Below are 20429 nucleotides of genomic sequence, written 5' to 3'. Positions count from 1 at the left end.
ACGGCCCCACGTACGTACAGTCGAGGCGTCACCGGAAGAGGGCGCAGAACCCGATGCGAAATCTCATTCTTGGTCTCGTTGCGATACTGGCGCTGTCGCTGGCCCCGCACGCCGGCCTTGCGCAGGCGGGCGTCCAAGTCTACGTGGACGGCCAACCCGTCAACTTTGACGTGCCGGCCACCGTGATTGACGGACGGGTGCTCGTGCCCCTTCGGGGCGTCTTTGAGCGCCTGGGCGCGACGGTCGACTACGATGCCCCGACCCAGCACATCGTCGCGCTGCGGGGAAGCCAGGCGGTCGAGTTGACGGTCGGCTCGCGCCAGGCGGTGGTCAACGGTCAACCCGCGTTGCTCGACGTGCCGGCGTTCACGATCGCCGGACGGACCATGGTGCCGCTACGGTTCGTCAGTGAAGCCCTCGGCGCAGACGTGCGGTGGGTGGACGCGAGCCGCACTGTTCTGATCAGCTCGGCCGCGGCGGTGGCCCCCGCGCCGCAGCCCAGTCCGCCGCCCCCGCCGCCGGTTTACGTGCCCCCCGCGCCGCCGCCGGTGTCTGCGCCGCCCGCCCCCCAGCCGTTGCCCCCGATCAACGGCCAGCTCGTAGCGGTCGTCACGGGCACAAGCCCCTACATCGTCGTCGCCGCGGGAGGCCAGCAATACAAGCTGGCCGTGACGCCGTCGACGATTGTCGCGCGCTACAACGCCGATACCCGCGCGGGCGGGCCTGTCGGCGTTCAGGCGCTGCAGCCGGGAGACGCGGTGAACGTCACGACGGATGCGCAGTACGCGGCCACGCGGGTCACGGCCTTCTACCGCCTCCCCGCGCCGGCGCCTCCGCCGCCGCCTCCGGCGCCTGCGCCGGCACGACCTTTCGCCGTGCAGACTGTGGCGGGCCGGATCGTTGACGCCAATTTGCAGGCACGCACGGCCCGGCTGGACAACGGCCGAACCGTCACGGTTCTGAACGACGCCTACATCCTGCACAACGGCGGCCGGGCCGGCTTCGGCGCGGTCGCGGCCGGCCGCCTCGGCCGCTTCTGGGTGCTGGACGGCGACCAAGCCGTGGCGGTCGAGATCACGCAGCGCATGGAGATCCGGACCGTGCAGGGCGCGATCGTGGACGCGAACTTCACGGCACGGACGGTCAAACTGGCCGACGGCGAGATCTTCACCGCGCCGGCGAACCTGCACGTGACGCGCAACGGCGGCGCCACTGATTTCGGCGCGGTCGCGTCCGGTCGGATCGGCCGGCTGTGGGTCGTCGACGGGACGCGTCAGGTCGTGGCCATCGATCTTCTGGACGCCGCGGCCGGTCCCGGCGCCTTTCCCGCCGTCGGGTTCACCGAAGGCGAGATCGTCGACGCGAACTTCCGGGCCCGCACCGTGCGCCTGGCGAACGGACAGACGCTCGCGGTGGCGGGGGACGCCTTCATCGCCCGCGACGGCGGGCCCACGGACTTTGGCGCGGTGGCCGCCGGCCGCTACGGGCGGTTTTGGGTGACGACGGGGACCACGCAGGCCTTTCTCGTGGACCTGAGCGAGCCGATCACGGTGCGGACGGTCAGCGGCCGGATCGTGGACGCAAACTTCCGTGCCCGCACGGTACGGCTGGCGAACGGACAGATCTTCACCGTCGCGCAGAACGCCTACATCGCGCGCAACGGCCTCCGCACCGACTTCGGCGCCGTCGCGGCGGGCCGTTCCGGCACGTTCTGGATTATCCAGGGCACCAACGAGGCGTTCCTCGCGGACCTTCGAGACCAGTAGCGGGTCCCTAGACGCCCGCGACTTCACGCACCACCGATATGACGGCGTCCACGTGATCGTCCCAGGAGAACTGCCGCGCGCGGCGGCGGCCCGCGAGCGCGAGCCGGGCGGCCAGGGCTTTGTCGTGCGCGAGACGCGCGATCTCGCGCGCGAGCGCCGCGGGGTCGCGGGCCGGATAGTAGACCGCGGCGTCGCCGCACATCTCATGGTTGAGCGGTAGGTCCGCCGCGACGATCGGCAGTCCGGTGGCCATGGCCTCGACGAGCGGAAAGCCAAACGACTCGCACAGGCTCGGGTACACGAACAACTCGGCCGCCTCGTACACCCGATGCACGGCTCCGTGCGGCACGCGTCCGAGCAGCCGTACATTGGTCTCGAGCCGGTGCGCACGGATAAACGCGAGGTAGCGCGGAAAGCCCTCCGGCCAGTCCTCCCGGGCCACCGTCAGCCACGTCGTCGCGGGGAACGCGAGTTCGTCGCGGAGCACGCGGCCGGCCTCCAGGAGGATCTCGATCCCCTTGTACGAGGCGGCGTGTGACACGTACAAGAGGCGCGCGCCCTCGGACCGGGCGATTTCGGCCGCCGCCGCGTCCGGCAGCGCGGCCTCGCCGCGGAAGGCCGCCTCCGCGAACCCGTGCGGGATCACCCTGAACTTCGCCGGCGGCAGGCCCGGATAACACGCGCGAATCATGTCCCGCATCGCCGCCGACGGTGTGACGATCCGGTGGGCTCCCCGCATCACGGCGTGCGCGAGCGCCCGCGTCGCGGCCACGTTGAGCGCCCGCGCGCCACGAACCGTCTCGAGGTGAAACGGACAAAAGTACACGGGGTTGCGCTCCAGCACGACCTGCGGCACCGGCGATCGAATCGGACCAAAATTGAGGAGTGACAGTAGCGCGTCCGCGGACTCCCGGACCGCGACCCGGGCGACGCCCCACTGGTCCCACGCGGCGTGAGCGGCGCGGTTGCGCAGCGTCCCGGCGTCGACGAGCCGGACGTTCGGGGGCAGTCCGGGCAGCCGCCATTCCGAGTTGACGCAGGCGATGAACGCGTCGTCGGGGTACCGCCGTCCGGCGGTCTCGAGGAAATTGGGCAGATGCGTGGCCGCGCCGCCCATCCGCGCGGCCACCGCGTTCACCACGACGCGCAGCGGGCGGCTCACCGCCAGACCGTCATGCCGGGACGCAGCCACGCCCGGGCCGGGGCCCACGGGGGCGCGGCCGGGTCGCCGTAGCCGCCGAGGTCCGCGATGCGCGTCCGGACCTGCGCCCATGCCCCGGGCGCAATTTGCACATAGTGGTGGCGCGCGAACTGCCGGCGGAGCGCGTCGTCGATCGCGTAGTACGGCTCCTGGCCGTGGCCGTAATCGTTGAGGACGACGTAGTCGTACGTCTCCGGATCGATCTTCCAGCGGACGTCGCCGCCGGTGATGTCGATCCACGCGGGGTCGCCGCCGGCGTAGAACATCGTCTGCGGCGTATCTACGATCGTGGACCCAGGCGGAAGCGCCGCGACGATCTTCGCCGAGTAGAACGGCGACGGATCGATCGGCGGCACGTGCGCCATCGAGGCCCGCGCGATGCGGTCCGTCATCGGATCCCAGACGTCGTAGGCGACGGTCAGACCCGCGACCACCACGAGCGCCGCCGCGAGCGCCCGCGGCGACGGCGTTGGAGCCCGTCTCGCGGTCCACGTCCAAAGACCGGTCGCCGCGACGACCGTCAACAGATACGTGGCGGGCAGATCGTAGTAGCGGTTCACGAGGCTGTCCCACGGCGCCAAGAGATACAGGAGCACCCACGGCAGGCACCACACCCAAATGGTGCGAAATCCGCCGCGCCACCGCCCCGCGGTCCCGAAGCCCGCGAGCATGAGAAGAAACACGGCGATGAACAGATGCGCTTCCACGGCGAGCGGGATCTCCGACGTGGCCTTGGCGATTCCGCGCAAATCCCAGTCCCGGAAGAAGAAGCGCTTCGTGAACCCGGAAGACGCCTGGAACGACAGCCAGCCGACCGCGATCCAGAGCAGGCTCGGCAGCGCCGTGATCAAGGCGAAGCCGGCGGCCCGCGCCCCCGCGGGGGCACGGGCCGCCGGGCGGGCGGGCCACCACATCACGAGAAACGCCGGGTACAGCAGCAGCGTCGTGAATTTGACCCAGACCGCGGCGGCGAGCCACACCCCGGCCCACAGCGCGTCGCGCCCACGGCGAGCGTCGCGGTATCGCAGCATCAGTACCGCGGCGGCGAGCGCGAAGCAGATGCTGAGCGTGTCGAGCTGCACGTTCTGCGAGAAGTAGATCAGGCCGGGCGCGACGGCGACGAACGCGGCGGCCACGAGCGCGATCTGCTCGCTTCGCGCGAGGCGCCGCGCGAGCGCGGCGATCAAGGGAACGGCCGCGATCCCGGCGAGGACGATAGGCAGCCGCGCCGCCGCCTCCGACGGGCCGAACACCTTCATCGAGGCCCAGATGAGCCACGGCCCGCCCGGTGAAAACGTCCGGTCCACGCCGAGCTCGTTGTGCTGGGACCAGAGTCCGTAGCGATCGAAGTTGAGCGCCGTCATGGCGTAGTGTCCCTCGTTCCACGCCATCAGGCGGTTGAAGGGCCGCGCGATGTGCGCCACCCGCAGCGCCGCGCCGAGCAGTGTGACCGCGACGAGGCCGATCCGGTAGACGCCGGCGGAAAAGTGCGCGCCGTCCCAGGGCGCGGGGCGATCCCGTGCGCCGGTCATCCGGAGACGGTCGCCCTCGAGGCGCCGCGGTCACGCATGGCGGCATTATACGATGCGCCCGCCGGGCCCGCCTCTCGACCGGCGGGCGCGGCCCGATTTTTCGCGCGGAGGCGGTAGGGGCGGATGCAGGCGAGGACAAACCTTCTCCCTATGAGCCTACCCGCGCAGATCTTTCGCGAGTACGACATCCGCGGCGTGGTCGGCCGCGACCTCGACGCGGAGGTGGCGGAGAGAGTCGCGCGCGCGTTCGGCGTGTTTCTCGAGCGAGAGGGCGTCCGGCAGGCCGCGGCCGGCCACGACAACCGCGCGAGTTCCCCGGAGCTATACGCGGCCGCGATCCGCGGCCTCGCCGCGTCCGGATGCGACGTGGTGGGCGTCGGGCTGGCGTTGACGCCGATGCTGTACTTTGCGATCCACCACTTCGAGTTGCGGGGCGGGATGATGGTCACGGCCAGCCACAACCCGCCGGAGTTCAACGGGTTCAAGCTCGGCCTCGGGCCCGGTACGCTGTACGGCGACCAGATCCAGGAAGTGCGGGGGCTGGCCGAGTCGGCGGGTGGGGCGGCCGGCCGCGTCGGCGCGGTGGAGATGCGGGACGTCTATCCCGCGTACCGGCACACGTTGATGGAGCGGATCCGGCTCGACCGGCGCCTGCGGGTTGTCCTCGACTGCGGGAACGGCACCGCGGGGGCCTTCGCGCCGGACGTCTTGCGGGCGTGGGGCTGCGACCTGATCCCGCTGTACTGCGACCCCGACCCGACGTTTCCGCACCACCACCCCGATCCCGTCGCGCCCGAGAATCTCACCGATCTCATCCGCGTCGTCCGGGAACAGCGCGCCGACGTGGGGATCGGTCTGGACGGCGACGGCGACCGGATCGGCGTCGTCGACGATCGCGGATCGATTCTGTGGGGCGATCTCTTGATGGCCCTCTACTGGCGCGAGGTGCTGGCCGCCCATCCCGGCGCCCTCGCCCTGGTCGAGGTGAAATGCTCCCAGGCGCTGATCGACGAGGTCCGCCGTCTCGGCGGCCGGCCCGAGTTTACGCGGACCGGCCACTCGCTGATCAAGGCCCGCATGCGGGAGGCCGGGGCCGTTTTCGCGGGGGAGCTGTCCGGACATATGTTCTTCGCGGACGAGTACTTTGGGTTCGACGACGCGGTGTACGCGGCCGGGCGCCTCCTGCGGATCCTCTCGCGCACGGACCGGCCGCTGTCGGCGCTCGCGGCCGAGATCCCGCACTATTACGCGACGCCGGAGATCCGCGTGGCGTGCCCGGATGAGCGCAAGTTCGACGTGGTCGCATCGCTCACCGCGGAATTCCGGTCGAGGTACCAGGTCGTCGATGTCGATGGCGCGCGCATCGTATTTCCGGACGGCTGGGCGCTCGTCCGTGCGAGCAACACACAGCCGGTCCTGGTCGTCCGCGCCGAGGGGACGACGCCCGCGGCGCTCGACCGCGCGAAGGGCGTGATCACCGAAGCCCTTCGCAGGTATCCCGAGGCGGCGCCCGTCTCGTGGTGAGGTCTCGGGGGACGCGCGCGGTCGCGGCCATCGCGGCGGCGATCGTGGTCATCATGTCTCTCGCGTGGCCCGCGTCGGCGCAAACCGTGACGACGCCGGACAAGGGCCCCGTCGCGCTCACGGCGGACCACATCGAGTACGATACGCAGACCGGCAACGTCGTCGCGGACGGCCACGTTGTGGCCACCCGGGGCGACACCAGGATTACCGCCGACCACCTCACCGGGAACTTGAAGTCGGGCGACGTCCAGGCGACGGGGCACGTCGTGCTGACACAGCCCAACCGCACGGCGTCGGGAGAATATCTCAAGTACAACTACCGGACCCGCGCGGGCGAGATGAGCAAAGCGGTCGCGAAGTACGCGCCGTGGACCGTGACGGGCCAGACGATCACGACGGCGAGCGGCCGGGCCGCGGCCCTCGCCGCGTCCGCGACCCCCTGCGACCCCGCGCACCCGGCGTTTCAGGTGAGGGCCAAGCGGGTGGTCATCGTGCCCGACGACTACCTCACGGCGTACGACGCGGTGCTGTACGTGTACGGCGTCCCCGTGTTCTACGTGCCGTCCTACACCGCGTCGCTCAAGAAAGGTCGAAACGTCTCGAGCGGCCCGACCCTCGGGTACGACAACTTCAACGGGCTGTGGGCGGAGTACAGTCAGTACATCCCGCTCGGAAGCTGGGAGAGCCAGATTCGGGTCCTGTACGGAACGCGCTCGGGGATTTCCGGGGAGGCGATCTTCGACCGCCGGTTTTCCGACTACCTGCTCCTCTTTCACTTCGGGCGTACCATCACGTTCGATCAAAGCGGCAGCGAGTTCAATATCGATCAGGACACCGTCGAGGCCGACATCTGGACGCACCATTTGACCGGGTTCCCGCTCGCGTATAGCTTCGGTGTGCAGGCCGGGAACTTCGGCGAGAGTCAGACGTCGGTGAGCGCTTTTCGGACCGACGGCCTCCTCACGCTGACGACCGATTCCATCTCCCTCAACAAGTCGCTCACCGTGTCGGCCGGCGGCTACTACCGGTACGACTCCTACAGTACCGGCAACGTCCGCAACATCACCGCGGCGTCCGCGGCCCTGACGCAGATCATCAACTCGACGAGTTCGACGTCGCTGTCGTATAACTATGCCACGGTCACCGGCACGACGCCGTTCGCGTTCGACGCCGTCGGTTCCGACAGCGTCATCTCGTTGAGCTACAGCTACTATCCGGCGAACTTTCTGCAAAGCGGCACGATCAGCGCGAGCTACGATTTTCTCGGCCAGCAGACGACGATGGGCCTAAGCGTCGTGTTCGCGGTCAGCCCGACGCTCCTGTTCGGTTCGAACGTATCGTACAACGTCACGATGCAGCAATTCAGTGAAATCGATTATGTCGTGAACGCGACGTGCGACTGCGTGGCGCTCGGCGTCGTCTACCAGACGTTCCCCAACTCCCCGTCGTCGAACCGCTGGCTGGTCACGTTGGGCCTCAACTCGTTGCCGGGTATCGCGACCACCTTCCGGTTCGGCGGACCGCAGTAGTCCGATGAGGCCCGGATGATGGAGACGTCCGCCTCCCTCAGGGTGGTCACCACGGAGGGACGGTCATCGGAGGCGCGTCGAGGATGGGTTCGGTACACGCGCTTCGCCGCCGTCGTCACCCTTTTCGGCTATTCGCTCGGATATTCGACCGTCGGCTTTGGGTTGCTGTTCGTGGGCGCCCTGTGGCGCATGGCGATGCGGCGCGGGTTCCCGTGGGCCCGGACGTCCCTCGATCTCCCGCTGGCGGTGTTCGGCGCCGTGCTCCTCGCCTCCGCCGCGGCGTCACCGTATCACCGGCTGGCGCTCGGAGTGACGCTGATGTTGATCATTTCGGGCGCAGTCTACTATGGGATGTTTGCTTGGCTTCTCCAAGCTGACCCCGCATCCAGGCGGATCCTTCTGCGGAGCTGGGCTGCTGGGGCGGTGGTGGCCGCGGCCGTCGGGCTCGCGTACAGTGCCGCGAACTACGTACACGTTGCCTCTTCTGACCAGTTGGCGCATGCCCGAGCAGCGATTCCGCGTGGCGTGGGACCGAACGGGCTGGGGACGACGCTGCTCCTCGGCAGTATCCTGGCGCTCGGCGTCGCGCTTCGTACCCGCGGCTGGGAGCGCGGCGGATGGACGGCCGGGGGTCTGCTCGTCCTCGTGGGCCTCGTCGCCACCGGCTCGCGCGCGTCACTGGGCGGATGGATCATCGGCATCGGATACTTGCTCTACCGCGAGTTGCGCACACGTCCGCGAGCGCTGGCCGCCATAGCAGTGCTGGGTGTGCTGCTGGTGGCGGTGGTCGTGGCCGCGACGCCGCAGCTGGCCAACCGGCTGCAAACCACCGTGACCGACGTGAACGGCAACCGCGTGCAGATCTGGCGTACATCGGTAAGGATGATCGAAGAACGTCCGCTGCTCGGCACGGGATTCGGGACATTTCAGACGGCGTACGACCGGTACCGGAGCGTCGCGATGAGTCCGGAGCCCTTCGCCTTCAACTTATGGCTCAACCTGGCGGTTGAGACGGGCATCCTCGGACTCGCCGGCACCCTCTGGGTGGCGGTTGCCGCCGTCTTGACGTGGCGGCGGCGCCGACCGGCGGATGACGCGACGGATTTTGGCCGGTCGGTCCTCGCCGCGTTGTGGCTGGGTTTGCTCGTCGATCAGTTCGCCGACAACACGCTGTTTTCGATAAGCACGAGCGCGGCGCTGTGGCTCCTGCTCGCGCTCGTCGCCGTGCCGGGACGGCCGCCTGCGGCCGCCGGCTCAGGCACGGGCAGGACCGATGTGCGCGGTCCTGAAACCGTCTCGTGATCGGGGCGCGACGATGCGGGAGGTTCCCGTACACGGACATTGGATGCGGGGTCGGCCGGTAATCCATGGCTGACCCGCGGTTGGTCCTCGTCACCGGCGGGGCCGGGTTCATCGGCTCGCATACCGTGGATCTGCTGTTGCGGCGTGGATACCGGGTGCGCATACTGGACAGCCTTCAGCCACGCGTCCACCCGTCCGGCAAACCGCGTTGGGTGCCTGCCGGAGCAGAGTTCATTCAAGGCGACGTTAGCAACCCGGCCGACATGGCGCGGTCGTTGGAAGGTGTGGACAGCGTCTTCCACCTCGCGGCCTATCAGGACTACATGACCGACTTCAGCACCTTCCTACACGTGAACGCGGAGAGCACGGCGCTGCTCTTCGAGCTGATTGTCTCCGAACCGCGCCGGTTTCCGGTCCGGAAAATGGTGCTGGCGTCTTCTCAGGCCGTGTGCGGGGAGGGACGCTACCTCTGCGGCGGGTGGCGCACGGGCGACCCGCCGCTCGCCGTGCCCGGCGTCCCCCAGGACGGTGGGGCAAGCGCGGACCATCATAGCGTGGAGAGTCCGGCTCCCCGCGCGGTGGAACAGCTGCGGCGCGGGGACTGGGAAATCAAGTGTCCTGTCTGCGGACGCGAGATGCGGCCGGTGCTCATCGACGAGGCGACCGTGGCTCCGCATACGGCGTACGGTATTTCGAAGTACACGATCGAGCTCTTGGCGGACCGCCTGGGGCGCCGCTACGGCATACCCACGGCGTGTATGCGCTATACCTACGTTCAGGGGCCGCGCAATTCGCTTCACAACGCGTATTCGGGCATCGCCCGGCGTTTCGCGCTGCGGATCCTGCACGGCATGCCGCCCACGGTGTACGAGGACGGCCGGCAGTTGCGGGATTACGTGAACGTCAGGGATGTGGCCCGCGCCAACGTGATCGCCTTGGAGCGCGACGAGGCAGATTTCGAGGTCTTCAATGTCGGCGGCGGCCGGCCGGTCACCGTGCTCCAGTTCGCGCGGATGATGCTGAAAGCGTTCGGGAGTGATCTCGAGCCCGTCGTTCCCGGGGAGTTTCGCCTCGGCGACACACGTCACACCGTGTCGGACATTTCCAAGCTGCGCGCCCTTGGATGGGAGCCCGAGATTCCGGTCGAACAGAACGTCGCCGAATACGTGGCGTGGTTGCGTGATGAAGCGGTGGGAGGGGAGCAGCTGATTGAGGCCGAGCGTGTCATGCGGGAGCGCGGCGTGGTGCAACGGATCCGGGATTGAACGGGGCGGGCGCCGCTGACGCCGCATGGCTAACATCGCCGTACTCGGGCTGTGGCATCAGGCCTCGGTGCTCTCTGCGTGCTTCGCCGACATGGGGCACCACGTCCGCGGGGCCGGCGGCGACGCCCGTTCGGTTGACGAGCTAAACGCGGGCCGGCCCCCGGTTCGGGAACCGAGGCTCCCCGCGATGATGCGGCGAAACCTGCGCGCGGGCCGCCTGATCTACACGACGAATTACGCGGACGCGCTGGCCGGCGCGGAATTTGCATTTCTCGCCGTCGATACTCCCGTCGATGCGGACGATCGTCCTGACCTGAGCTCGGTGTTTGAGGAGGCGCGCCGCGCGGCCCGCTCGATGTCCGGCGACCTGATTCTCTGTGTGACGGCTCAAGTCGCCGTAGGCACGTGCGCCGTGATTCAGGGCCTTGTCGAATCGCAGCGGCCGGGCGGTGTTTGCGAGGTGGCGTACGTTCCGGAGTTCCTGCGGCTGGGCACCGCGGTGGACACCTTCCGGCGGGCCGACCGGTTTGTGATCGGGGCCCGCAACTCCGCGACCGCGGAGCGAATCGCCGCGCTGTTCGCGCCGTTGCGACGGCCGATCGTCGTGATGGGCGTACGGTCGGCGGAGATGACGAAGCATGCCAGCAACGCGTACCTGGCCGCGTCAATCAGTTTCGTCAACGAGATCGCCGATCTCTGCGACGAGGTCGGCGCCGACATTCGCGATGTCGTGCGGGGCATGAGGCTTGACCGACGGATCGGACCCAACGCGTTCTTGACCCCCGGGCTGGGTTTTGCCGGCGGGACGCTCGGCCGCGAGATTCGCGCGCTGCAGCAGCTGGCCGAGCGTCGCGGTCGCCGGACGCTCCTGATGGACGCGGTCATGGCGGTGAATCGAGGACGGGCCCGGATGGTGCGCGACCGGCTGACCCGCGCCTACGGTTCGCTGGAGGGCCTGCGCGTCGCGCTGCTCGGGTTGACCTACAAGTCGGGCACCAGCACGCTGCGCCGGTCCGTCGCACTGGAAATCGCGGCGGGTCTGGTGGAGGAGGGGGCGGACGTCAGGGTCTTCGACCCTGACGCGAACCTGGCGGAGGTCCGGATCCCCGCGGGCCTTTCCGTTGCCGAGGATGTGTACGCTGCGGCCGAAGCCGCCGATGCGCTCGTCCTGCTGACGGACTGGACCGGATGGCGCCGTCTCGATTTCACGCGCATCAAGCAGCGAATGCGCCGGCCGCTCATTCTCGACGTCCCCAACCTCTTGAGTCCGGAAGACATGCGCGCCCTCGGATTTGCGTACGCCGGGGTCGGCCGGGGCGCGCGCTTCGCGCGGGACGGTGTCGACCAAGACGAGAATGTCGAGATCGATGCGATGGGGGAGGCCGGTCGTGACACTGAAAGGTAAGGTCGCGATTGTAACGGGAGCGGGCAGGGGCATCGGCGAGGCGGTGGCCGGTGCGTTCGCCCGCGAGGGCGCCCGCTCGATTCTCGTCGCCCGTACGGCTTCCGAGGTTGTGGCGGCGGCGGATGCCGTCAGGGCGAGCGGCGCGGCCGCATCGGCCGTCCCCGCCGACGTTTCGGACCCCGCGGCCGCGGATCGAATCGTCCAAGCCGCAATCGAGACCTATGGCCGTGTGGACATTCTCGTCAACGCGGCGGGCGTCTACGGTCCAATCGGTCCCGTCTGGGAAGCGGACCCCCGGGAGTGGGTGCGGGCGATCGAAGTGAACCTATTCGGAACGATGTACCTCAGCCGGGCCGCGGCGCCCCACATGATTCGACAGCGCGAGGGCAAGATCGTCAATTTCTCGGGCGGCGGCGCCACGGCCCCGCTGCCGTATTTCTCGGCGTACGCGGTGTCCAAGTCCGCCGTGGTCCGGTTCACCGAGACGCTGGCCGAGGAAGTGCGGTCGTTCAACATTCAGGTCAACGCCATCGCGCCCGGCGCCGTCGACACCCGCCTGCAGGACGCCGTTCTCGCCGCCGGAGATCGCGCGGGCCCGCTCTTCGAACGCATCCGCCGCCTGCGGGAGCGTCAGGAGGGCGGTGTGCCGCGCGATCTGCCCGCGTCCCTTGCGGTGTTTCTGGCGTCACCCGCGTCGAACGGACTAACGGGGAAGCTGATCGCGGCGCCGTACGACGGATGGCAAACTTGGGATGCCGCGAAGATCGCGGACGTGATGACGCTGCCGTGGTTCACACTGCGGCGGCTCGACCCGGCGACCATTCGGCCGTTCCTGCACGCGGCGAAAACGGAATAGGGGCCGGCGCGGTGGGCATGGGACGGATGTGACTCCGATCGACCCCCTCCGAATCGGTATAATCGGGGCGGGCCGCATGGGGCGGATCCGGGCCCGGACGGCGCGGGCGGATCCGCGGTGCCGAGTTGTATACATCGTTGATGCGGATGCAGGGCGCGCCGCCGATCTGGCCGCGGAGGTCGGCGCCGAGGCCGGGACCGATGCGGACCGGCTCCTGGCCCGGCGGGACGTGGACGCCGTCGTCGTCGCGACGCCGCCCAAGTATCTGGCGCCGTTGTCGCGCGCGGCGATGCAGTCCGGCAAGCACGTGTTCTGCGAGAAGCCCATGGCGCGAACGGTCGCCGAAGCGGAGACCGTACGGGCCGCCGCGTCCGGGGGCCGCGGGCCGCGGGTGGTCGTCGGGTTTACGCTGCGCTATCATCGGGCGGTGCGGCGCGCGTGGAGTCTCGTGAGGGCGGGCGCGATCGGCGAGCCGTGCTATGTGCGGGGACGCTACGGCCACGGGGGGCGCCCCGGATATGGCGGCGAGTGGCGGATGAACACCGACCTGTCCGGAGGCGGCGAATTGCTCGACCAAGGGGTGCACCTCATCGACCTGGGTCGCTGTTTTCTCGGCGAGTTCGAGGATATCGCGGGTTTTCTCGAGAGGTACTTTTGGCAGCCGCCGTCCGGGCCCGGCTCCCTGCTCTCGAAACCGGTGGAGGACAACGCATTTCTGCTACTCCGAACCCGAGAGGGACGCGTCGCGTCCCTGCATGCGAGCTGGACGCAGTGGAAGAACCTGTTCTCGTTCGAGGTGTTCGGACGGGACGGCTTCGTGTCCGCTGACGGGTTGGGGGGAAGTTACGGGCCGGAGCGTCTGACTGTGGGCCGGCGGCGGCCGGAGGGCGGTCCGCCGGCCACCGAGGAGATCGAGATGCCGGCCCACGACGTCGGCCCCGCGCCCGACTTCCCCGCGGGCGATGTCTGGTCCGCGGAATGGTCCGGGTTTGTCTCGACCGTGTTCGGAACCGGCGGCGACGCGATCCCGCCGCACGACGCGGGTCCCGCGGCGGCGACGGCGCTCGATGCCTGCCGGGCGCTCGGGGTGATCGAGAAGATCTACGGGAGCGGAGGTAGCGCGCAGGAATGACGGCGTCTCTTTCAGAGCGAGCGTTATGAGGCTTAGCGTCATCGGTACGGGCTACGTCGGCTTGGTGACCGCGGTCTGCTTTGCCGATCACGGTCACACGGTCATCGGTGTGGATCGCGATGCCGAACGAATCCGTATGCTCCGCGAGGGCCGCCCGCCGATCTACGAGCCCGGGTTGGAAGAGTTGCTGAGCCGCGGGCAGGCCGCGGGGCGCCTGCGCTTTACGACCGACATCGCGGAGGCCGTCCGCGGTTCCGACATCATCTTCATCACGGTGGGGACACCCGCTCTTGACACGGGAGATGCCGATCTCGCGGCCGTGGCCGCGGTTGCCGAGGGAATCGCCGGCGCCCTCAGCGAGTACCGGCTGATCGTCGAGAAGAGCACGGTTCCGGTCCGCACCGGTCAGCGGGTTCGCGATCAGATCCACCTGCTGACGCGCGGCGCGGTGCCGTTCGACGTCGCGTGCAACCCCGAGTTCACCCGGGAGGGGTCGGCGATCAAGGATTTTCTTTATCCCGACCGGATCGTGTTGGGCGTGACGAGCGAGCGGAGCGAGCGTCTGCTGCGCGAACTGTACGCGCCGTTCGACTGCCCGATCATCGTGACCGATGTCGCCACCGCGGAGCTCATCAAGCACGCCAGCAACGCGTTCCTGGCCTTGAAGATCTCCTACATCAACGCCGTCGCCGGTGTCTGCGAGCGGGTGGGCGCGGACGTCCGCGTCGTCGCCGACGGAATGGGCCACGATCAGCGCATCGGCCGGGCCTTCCTGGACGCCGGGGTCGGATACGGCGGTTCGTGCCTTCCGAAGGACGTATCCGCGTTCGTGCAGATCTCCCGCGAGATCGGTTACGAATTTCGCCTGCTGGAGGAGGTGGCGCGCGTCAACGAGGGCCAGCGGGACGCCCTCTTGCGTCACCTGAAGAGCGCCCTGTGGGTCCTGTCCAACCGCACCATCGCGGTGTTGGGCCTGGCCTACAAGGCCAACACCGATGACATGCGGGACGCCCCGGCGGTGCCGATCATCGCGCGTCTCCGTCAGGAAGGCGCGACGGTTCGTGCGTGCGACCCGGTCGCCGAGGCCAACGCGCGGCGCCTCATGCCCGACCTCGAATACTGCCCAACTCCATACGACGCTGCCAGGGGAAGCGACGCCCTCGTTCTGTTGACGGACTGGGAGGATTTTCGTACGTTGGATCTTGCGCGGATCAAGGATCTGATGCGGCGGCCCGTTCTGATCGACGGGCGCAATCTCCTCGATCCGCAGCGCGCCCGCGCGCTGGGGTTTCATTACGCCGGCATGGGCCGATAGCCGGGTTCGGCCGATCGGAGATCCTGGATGTTCGAGCATGTGCCGATTAGAACGGTGGCCGACTACTGGAACGCGCGCCCCTGCAACATCCGCCATTCCGCCCGGCCGGTGGGTACCCGCGAGTATTTCGACGAGGTCGAGGCGCGGAAATACTTCGTTGAACCGCATATTCTGCGGCTCGCGGAATTTCCGCGCTGGCGCGGCAGGCGTGTTCTCGACGTCGGCTGTGGCATCGGGACCGCCACGATCACTTTCGCCCGGCACGGTGCCCGCGTGACGGCGGTGGACCTGTCGGAAAAGTCGGTAGCCCTCGCCCGGCGGCGGGCGGAGGTGTGTGGTCTCGATCGGCAGATCGATTTTTACGTGGCGAATGCGGAGGAGCTGAGCCGGTCGATTCCGATTGCGAACTATGATCTCATCTACTCGTTCGGCGTGGTCCACCATACTCCGCATCCCGAACGCGCGATCGCGGAGATGCGCCGGTACGCGGGGCCGGGCAGCACTCTCAAGTTGATGGTCTATCATCGCCGGTCGTGGAAGAGTCTCAGCGTCTTACTCGGATACGGGCGGGGACGTTTCTGGAGGTTTCCCGAACTGATCGCGCGGTACTCCGAGGCCCAAACCGGTTGCCCCGTGACATACACCTACCTGCCCGGTGAGATACGAGATTTGCTCGGGCGGTTCGGGTTCCGGGTTACCGATTCGTGGGTGGACCACATCTTTCCATACCGGGTGTCCGACTACGTTCAATACCGCTACATCAAGACGTGGTATTTTCGCGCGATGCCGCCCGCCGTGTTCCGCTGGATGGAGCGCCGGTGGGGCTGGCATCTCTGCGTGACCGCGGAGACGTAACGTGTCCGAAAGCGCTGCCGCCGCGGCGACCGGCGTCGCCTCACCTGCAAAAAGCGGAATCGCTCGGCTCCGGCGGGGGATCTTGCTGCTCACGGTGCTCCTTAGCGCGATGGTCCCTTGGTACACTCTGCATCTCTTCCCGGTGGTGAGGGTGGGTTCGTCCAAGGTCAATCTGCTCGACGTCCTGGTGGCGGCCGCGGTGTGTCTCGCCCTGCCCGGCATCGTGCGGAGCCTTCGCCGGCGCGACCTCGCGTCGTGGTCGGTGGTCGCATTCCTCGGCGGCATGGTCATCCCGCTGCTCCTCGGCCTCTACGCGTCTGACGCCAGGTTCTTCGCCGTTCGGGAAGCACGTGGACTTGCGTTTTACGCGCTGGCTCTCGCGTTCATGGCGGAGAACTTTGCGACCGACGAATATCGCGCGATTGTGGGCGCGTACGTTGTCGGCACGGTTATCGCAGCGGTCTTCGTGTTCGCCCACCTGCGTTGGGGTGTTCCGCTGCCCGGTTATCACGACCTGACGCTTGTGGTGCCCGGCTGGAAAGTGGTTCCGCAGTCGGTCAACTATCTACAATGGACTACTCCCGTCATCGCGCTCATGCTTGCCACAGTGGGGATCTTAGCAGCGCGGTCTGCGGTCGCCCGGGCGGGATGGCTGATCGCCTTTGTCGTTGTCGCGTGGTACATTCTCGCGGCGGGCGAGCGGTTTGTTCAAGTCCTGGCCGTGCTGAGCGTTGTTTTCGCGATCGTCGTGCCTTCCGGCAAGTCTTGGAAGGTCCGAGTGAAGGTGGCCGCGGCTGCTCTGTTGGCAGTCGTCCTGGTGCTGGGCATCGTCGCCGCGGTCGACGCGCCGGTACGTGCATGGGTGAGGTACACGGGCTTGCGATGGTCCGTGGCGTTCTCCGATGGATCGTTCGTTTATCGAGTCCGCGAATCTCAGGCGGGCCTGGCCCTGGTCACCCGCGATCCGATGGCCGGTGGAGGGCTCGGTGCCACCCTTCCCATTCCACCGCCCGCCGGCGAAACAGGGCCGTGGCACTACGTGTCAACCGGCTACGGTTTCCTGCTCATCAGGACCGGCTTCCTAGGCCTGCTGCTGTACTTGGCGATGATCGTGACCGGCCTACGGTCGGGCTGGCGACAACTGCGCACCGAGTGGACCGCGAACAGGTGGCCGCGCCACGCGATCGGCGCGGCAGGCGTGGCAATTCTTGCCGTTACCAACATTCTGCACACCGCAGTCGACATACCAGAAAGCGTCATCGCGTTTAGCCTGTTTCTTGCCATGTTGTCCGCGACTGGGACTGAGGACGACCTCACCGCCGTGGACGGCCGTGCCTAGCCGCGAGCGTCGGCGTGTGTACTGTCTTGGGCGCAGGAACCGCATAGAATACATAGATTTTGGCTCACATCGATTGCGAACCCGACTTACTCTGGACGATCGGATCGGATGCAAAGAGTCAGCAGCGGGTAGTACTGATAGTACCCAGGGACGAGCGCTCGACGCAAACAACACGCCTGCACGCGTTCCGTCTGAAGTTGCGGAGGAGACCGGAGTTCGCATCTCGTAATAGGCGTAACTCCGTCAGCCGAGCAGTAGTCGCTACGTGAGCACGTTGGCAGTGAGTGGAGGATGGCCCTTCATGGATGCGGCATACCGTCGCGCGGGCCCGACGCTCGAGTGAAGCGCGCCATCGTGACGGGACTCACGGGACAAGACGGATCCTATTTGGCCGAGTTGCTGCTGTCGAAGGGCTACGAAGTTCACGGCCTCATACGGAGGGCCTCGACGTTCAACACCCGGCGAATCGAGCACATCTATCAGGACCCGCACGACGCCCACCGGCGGTTGTCCGGATACTACGGCGACCTCTCCAATTCGGAGCAACTCGTTAGCCTGATCTACGATGTGCGCCCGGATGAGGTGTATCATCTTGGTGCGCAGAGTCACGTCAAAGTCAGTTTTGACATGCCGGAATATACGGGCGATATTACCGGACTCGGGACGACGCGGGTTCTTGAAGCCTTGCGCCGAAGCGGCGTCAAGACCCGATTTTATCAGGCATCCAGCAGTGAGATGTTTGGTGACGCTCCGGCTCCGCAAGGCGAGCACACACCGTTTAGACCGCGAAGCCCCTACGCGGTGGCGAAAGTCTACGCGTACTGGATGGTCAACACCTACCGTCTCGGGTACGGGATGTTCGCGTGCAACGGCATCCTGTTTAATCACGAAAGTCCGCGGCGTGGCGAGACCTTCGTCAGCCGGAAGATCACGAGAGCGGTCGCCGCTATCAAGGCCGGGCGCCTGCAGACATTGTATCTAGGCAACCTTGATTCGCGCCGCGATTGGGGTTACGCCCCCGAGTACGTCGAGGCAATGTGGATGATGCTGCAGCAGGACCGGCCCGACGACTACGTCATAGGAACGGGTGAGGCTTACTCGGTTCGGGAGTTTGTCGAGGAGGCGTTCGCCTATGCGGGGCTTGACTGGCGTGAGCGGGTCGCGAGCGACCCCCGTTACCAGCGACCCCTGGATGTGGACTGCTTGGTCGCGGATGCCACGGCCGCCCGGCGCCGCCTGGGTTGGCAGCCGAAGGTCACGTTCAAGGAATTGGTGCGGATCATGGTTGATGCGGACATGGAGGCAATCGGTCTGACTCCGGTGGGAGAAGGCGTACGCATCCTCGAAAATAGGTTTGCGGGTCATCAGTACTGGGCCGCGCATGCGGTCGTACCCTAATATGCCGATACCTGGTGCCTTGGCGCTCGAAGGTGGAACTCCGGTCCGGAGGACGGCACTGCCGTTGACCGTGCCGCTCTTTGACCGCGACGATTTGGCCGCGGTCACAGACGCGCTCACGTCGACGTTTGTCAGCGGGGACGGGCCCGCCTGCCGCGCGTTCGAGCGGGACTTGTCGGGCTACCTCGGGGTGAAGCATGTGTTCTTCACGACGTCTTGCACCGCGGCTCTGGACCTGGCATTTATGATCAAAGGCTTTCCCGCAGACTCCGAGGTGCTGGTCCCGGACTTTACATTTACGTCGTCGGCGCTGGGCCCGATTCTCAACGGGCTGAGGGTGGTGCTTGTCGACGTCCGCGCCGACAACGGAAATGTCAACGTCGGCAAGATCGAGGCCAAGATCACGCCCCGCACCGTTGCGATCGTCCCGGTCGACTATGCCGGAAACCCGGTTGAGATGGATGAGGTCAATCATCTCGCGCGGAGACATGGACTCTACGTCGTCCACGACGCCGCGCAGTCGATCGGCGCGGAGTACCGTGGCCGCCGCATCGGCTCTGTGGCAGACGTCAGCTGTTTCAGCTTTCATGGAACCAAGAACCTAGCCGTCGGCGAAGGCGGAGCGATCGCAACGGATCACGATGACCTTGCCGCCAGGATCCTGATCGCCCGCGAGAAGGGGACCGACAAACACCGGTTTCTGTCGAACCCGCAGATGAAGGGATATTATGCGTACGTCGCTCGCGGCAATAGCTATGTGCAGTCGAACATACTCGGGGCCCTCGGTCGCTCCCAGCTCAAGAAACTCGATTCCATGAATTCGCGCCGGTGGGCGATCGCCGAATACTATCGGGAACACCTTCGGGACATCGAGGGCATTAGGTTCCCCACCTTGACTCAGGACGCGAAGACGAACTGGCACCTCTTTTGCATACTGGTGAATCCGCGCGTGAAAGATTGGGTGATCGATGCGCTTCGGGCCGAGGGAGTCACCGCGAACATCCACTATCACCCTCTCCATTTGAACCCGTACTATCGAGAGGTCTGCCATTTTCGCGATGACGAGTTTCAAGACTCAGTCAAGTTCTTCGAGTCACTGGTCCGCCTGCCGATGTATGCCGGGATGTCGGATCAGGATGCGGCGGATGTCGTCGCCGCCGTTCGGAAGGTGATTCCGCACTCTGAGCGCGTGGCGCTGAGGCTTTAGGTGTACGTACGTCACCCCGTGGGCTTTCGCCCCATCGACGAAGGCGACTTGGAGGTCTTGCGCCTTCTTCACAACGACATGACCACGTTGCTTCAATTGGGGACCATAGAGTTCGTCTCCCGGGAAGAGCAAGTCGAGTGGTGGAAGGGGCTTGGCAAAAGCCGTGCCGCCAGATTCTTCACGCTCGTAACGGTGCCTTCCGGCGAGGTCATTGGAATGCTCCGCGTGCAGCACATCGACACCGTCAACGCCCACTGCGAAGTCGGCTTGGACATTCTGCCGGTTCATCGGGGAAAGGGTCTCGGCGCCGCGAGCTACGAAATGGTACTGGAATTTCTTTTCCAACATTACAACATGCACATGGTCTATCTTCGGGTGGCAGAGTTCAACGAACGGGCCCGCCGGCTCTACGGCCGGCTCGGCTTCGAGGAGACCGGGCGGTACGAAGAATACCTCTATCGCCACGACCGCTACTGGGACTACATTATCATGTCGATGACACGCGACCGTTACCGGCAGCGCGGCGAGGGGCAGCCAAACTCCTAGAATCGCGATGATCCTGCTTCTCGGCGCCACGGGGTTCCTAGGAAAACGGCTGGCACGCCGGTTGACCGCGGAGGGGAGGCCGTTCGTCGCCGTCTCGAAATCGCTCGGGACGGATCTCCGCGACTACGCGCAGTTCCGGCGACTTTTTGAACGCCATCGCGATGTCGACGAGATTCTACACGCCGCCGCGTACGTTGGCGGAATCAAGTTTGGCCTCGCGCACCCGGCGGAAATCTTTTACAATAACGCGCTGATCA

17 protein-coding genes are annotated in these 20429 nt (G+C 66.8%); 15 read left to right on the top strand and 2 right to left on the bottom strand.

The genetic code is table 11. The features are described 5' to 3' along the window. The first annotated feature begins 53 nt into the window (after positions 1-53). The gene (locus VFL28_02725; protein HET7263556.1) at positions 54-1766 is read left to right on the top strand and encodes a copper amine oxidase N-terminal domain-containing protein; all 1713 of its coding nucleotides are present in this window, start codon (positions 54-56) and stop codon (positions 1764-1766) included. 7 nt (positions 1767-1773) lie between these two features. Here the strand turns inward: VFL28_02725 and VFL28_02720 are convergent, their stop codons facing one another. Further along, positions 1774-2928: a glycosyltransferase gene (locus VFL28_02720; protein HET7263555.1), complete on the bottom strand. Its 1155-nt coding sequence runs from the start codon at positions 2926-2928 to the stop codon at positions 1774-1776. Next, positions 2925-4499, bottom strand: coding sequence for a glycosyltransferase family 39 protein (locus VFL28_02715; GenBank protein ID HET7263554.1), 1575 nt, complete (start codon positions 4497-4499; stop codon positions 2925-2927). The genes VFL28_02720 and VFL28_02715 overlap by 4 nt, the downstream gene beginning before the upstream one ends. Before the next feature lie 150 nt (positions 4500-4649). Between VFL28_02715 and VFL28_02710 the strand changes: the two genes are divergently transcribed. From VFL28_02710 to VFL28_02645, 14 genes are all read left to right on the top strand, one after another. After that, positions 4650-6023: a phosphomannomutase/phosphoglucomutase gene (locus tag VFL28_02710; protein HET7263553.1), complete on the top strand. Its 1374-nt coding sequence runs from the start codon at positions 4650-4652 to the stop codon at positions 6021-6023. Then, positions 6017-7552 carry an LptA/OstA family protein gene (locus tag VFL28_02705; protein HET7263552.1) on the top strand — a complete coding sequence of 512 codons (1536 nt, stop codon included), beginning with the start codon at positions 6017-6019 and terminating at the stop codon, positions 7550-7552. Before VFL28_02710 ends, VFL28_02705 begins: the two co-directional genes overlap by 7 nt. 15 nt (positions 7553-7567) lie before the next feature. Then, positions 7568-8854 (top strand): O-antigen ligase family protein, encoded by a 1287-nt coding sequence (locus VFL28_02700; protein HET7263551.1) that lies wholly within the window; start codon positions 7568-7570, stop codon positions 8852-8854. A gap of 65 nt (positions 8855-8919) precedes the next feature. Then, positions 8920-10119 (top strand): NAD-dependent epimerase/dehydratase family protein, encoded by a 1200-nt coding sequence (locus VFL28_02695; GenBank protein ID HET7263550.1) that lies wholly within the window; start codon positions 8920-8922, stop codon positions 10117-10119. A 25-nt stretch (positions 10120-10144) separates the two neighbouring features. Next, complete coding sequence (locus VFL28_02690; GenBank protein HET7263549.1) at positions 10145-11524, top strand: nucleotide sugar dehydrogenase; 1380 nt, start codon at positions 10145-10147, stop codon at positions 11522-11524. Further along, positions 11508-12380, top strand: coding sequence for an SDR family oxidoreductase (locus tag VFL28_02685; GenBank protein HET7263548.1), 873 nt, complete (start codon positions 11508-11510; stop codon positions 12378-12380). The genes VFL28_02690 and VFL28_02685 overlap by 17 nt, the downstream gene beginning before the upstream one ends. Before the next feature lie 28 nt (positions 12381-12408). Further along, positions 12409-13512, top strand: a complete 1104-nt coding sequence (locus VFL28_02680; protein HET7263547.1) for a Gfo/Idh/MocA family oxidoreductase — start codon at positions 12409-12411, stop codon at positions 13510-13512. 25 nt (positions 13513-13537) lie between these two features. Next, entirely contained in the window at positions 13538-14827 is a 1290-nt protein-coding gene (locus VFL28_02675; GenBank protein ID HET7263546.1) for a UDP-glucose/GDP-mannose dehydrogenase family protein, read from the top strand. Positions 14828-14854: 27 nt separating this feature from the next. Next, positions 14855-15682: a methyltransferase domain-containing protein gene (locus VFL28_02670; protein ID HET7263545.1), complete on the top strand. Its 828-nt coding sequence runs from the start codon at positions 14855-14857 to the stop codon at positions 15680-15682. A gap of 82 nt (positions 15683-15764) precedes the next feature. Beyond that, the gene (locus tag VFL28_02665; protein HET7263544.1) at positions 15765-17021 is read left to right on the top strand and encodes a hypothetical protein; all 1257 of its coding nucleotides are present in this window, start codon (positions 15765-15767) and stop codon (positions 17019-17021) included. A 339-nt stretch (positions 17022-17360) separates the two neighbouring features. Then, positions 17361-18419, top strand: a complete 1059-nt coding sequence (gene gmd / locus VFL28_02660; protein HET7263543.1) for a GDP-mannose 4,6-dehydratase — start codon at positions 17361-17363, stop codon at positions 18417-18419. A gap of 70 nt (positions 18420-18489) precedes the next feature. Further along, positions 18490-19626, top strand: a complete 1137-nt coding sequence (locus VFL28_02655) for a DegT/DnrJ/EryC1/StrS aminotransferase family protein (GenBank protein ID HET7263542.1) — start codon at positions 18490-18492, stop codon at positions 19624-19626. Next, complete coding sequence (locus VFL28_02650) at positions 19627-20172, top strand: GNAT family protein (GenBank protein ID HET7263541.1); 546 nt, start codon at positions 19627-19629, stop codon at positions 20170-20172. Positions 20173-20179: 7 nt separating this feature from the next. Continuing rightward, positions 20180-20429 (top strand): NAD-dependent epimerase/dehydratase family protein (locus tag VFL28_02645; protein ID HET7263540.1); only part of this gene is annotated, 250 nt, incomplete at its 3' end.

This window comes from bacterium (genome assembly GCA_035691305.1).
Lineage (GTDB): Bacteria > Sysuimicrobiota > Sysuimicrobiia > Sysuimicrobiales > Segetimicrobiaceae > DASSJF01.
The sequence above is the reverse complement of the archived record's forward strand: the minus strand, read 5'-3'. Positions and strand labels throughout refer to the sequence as shown.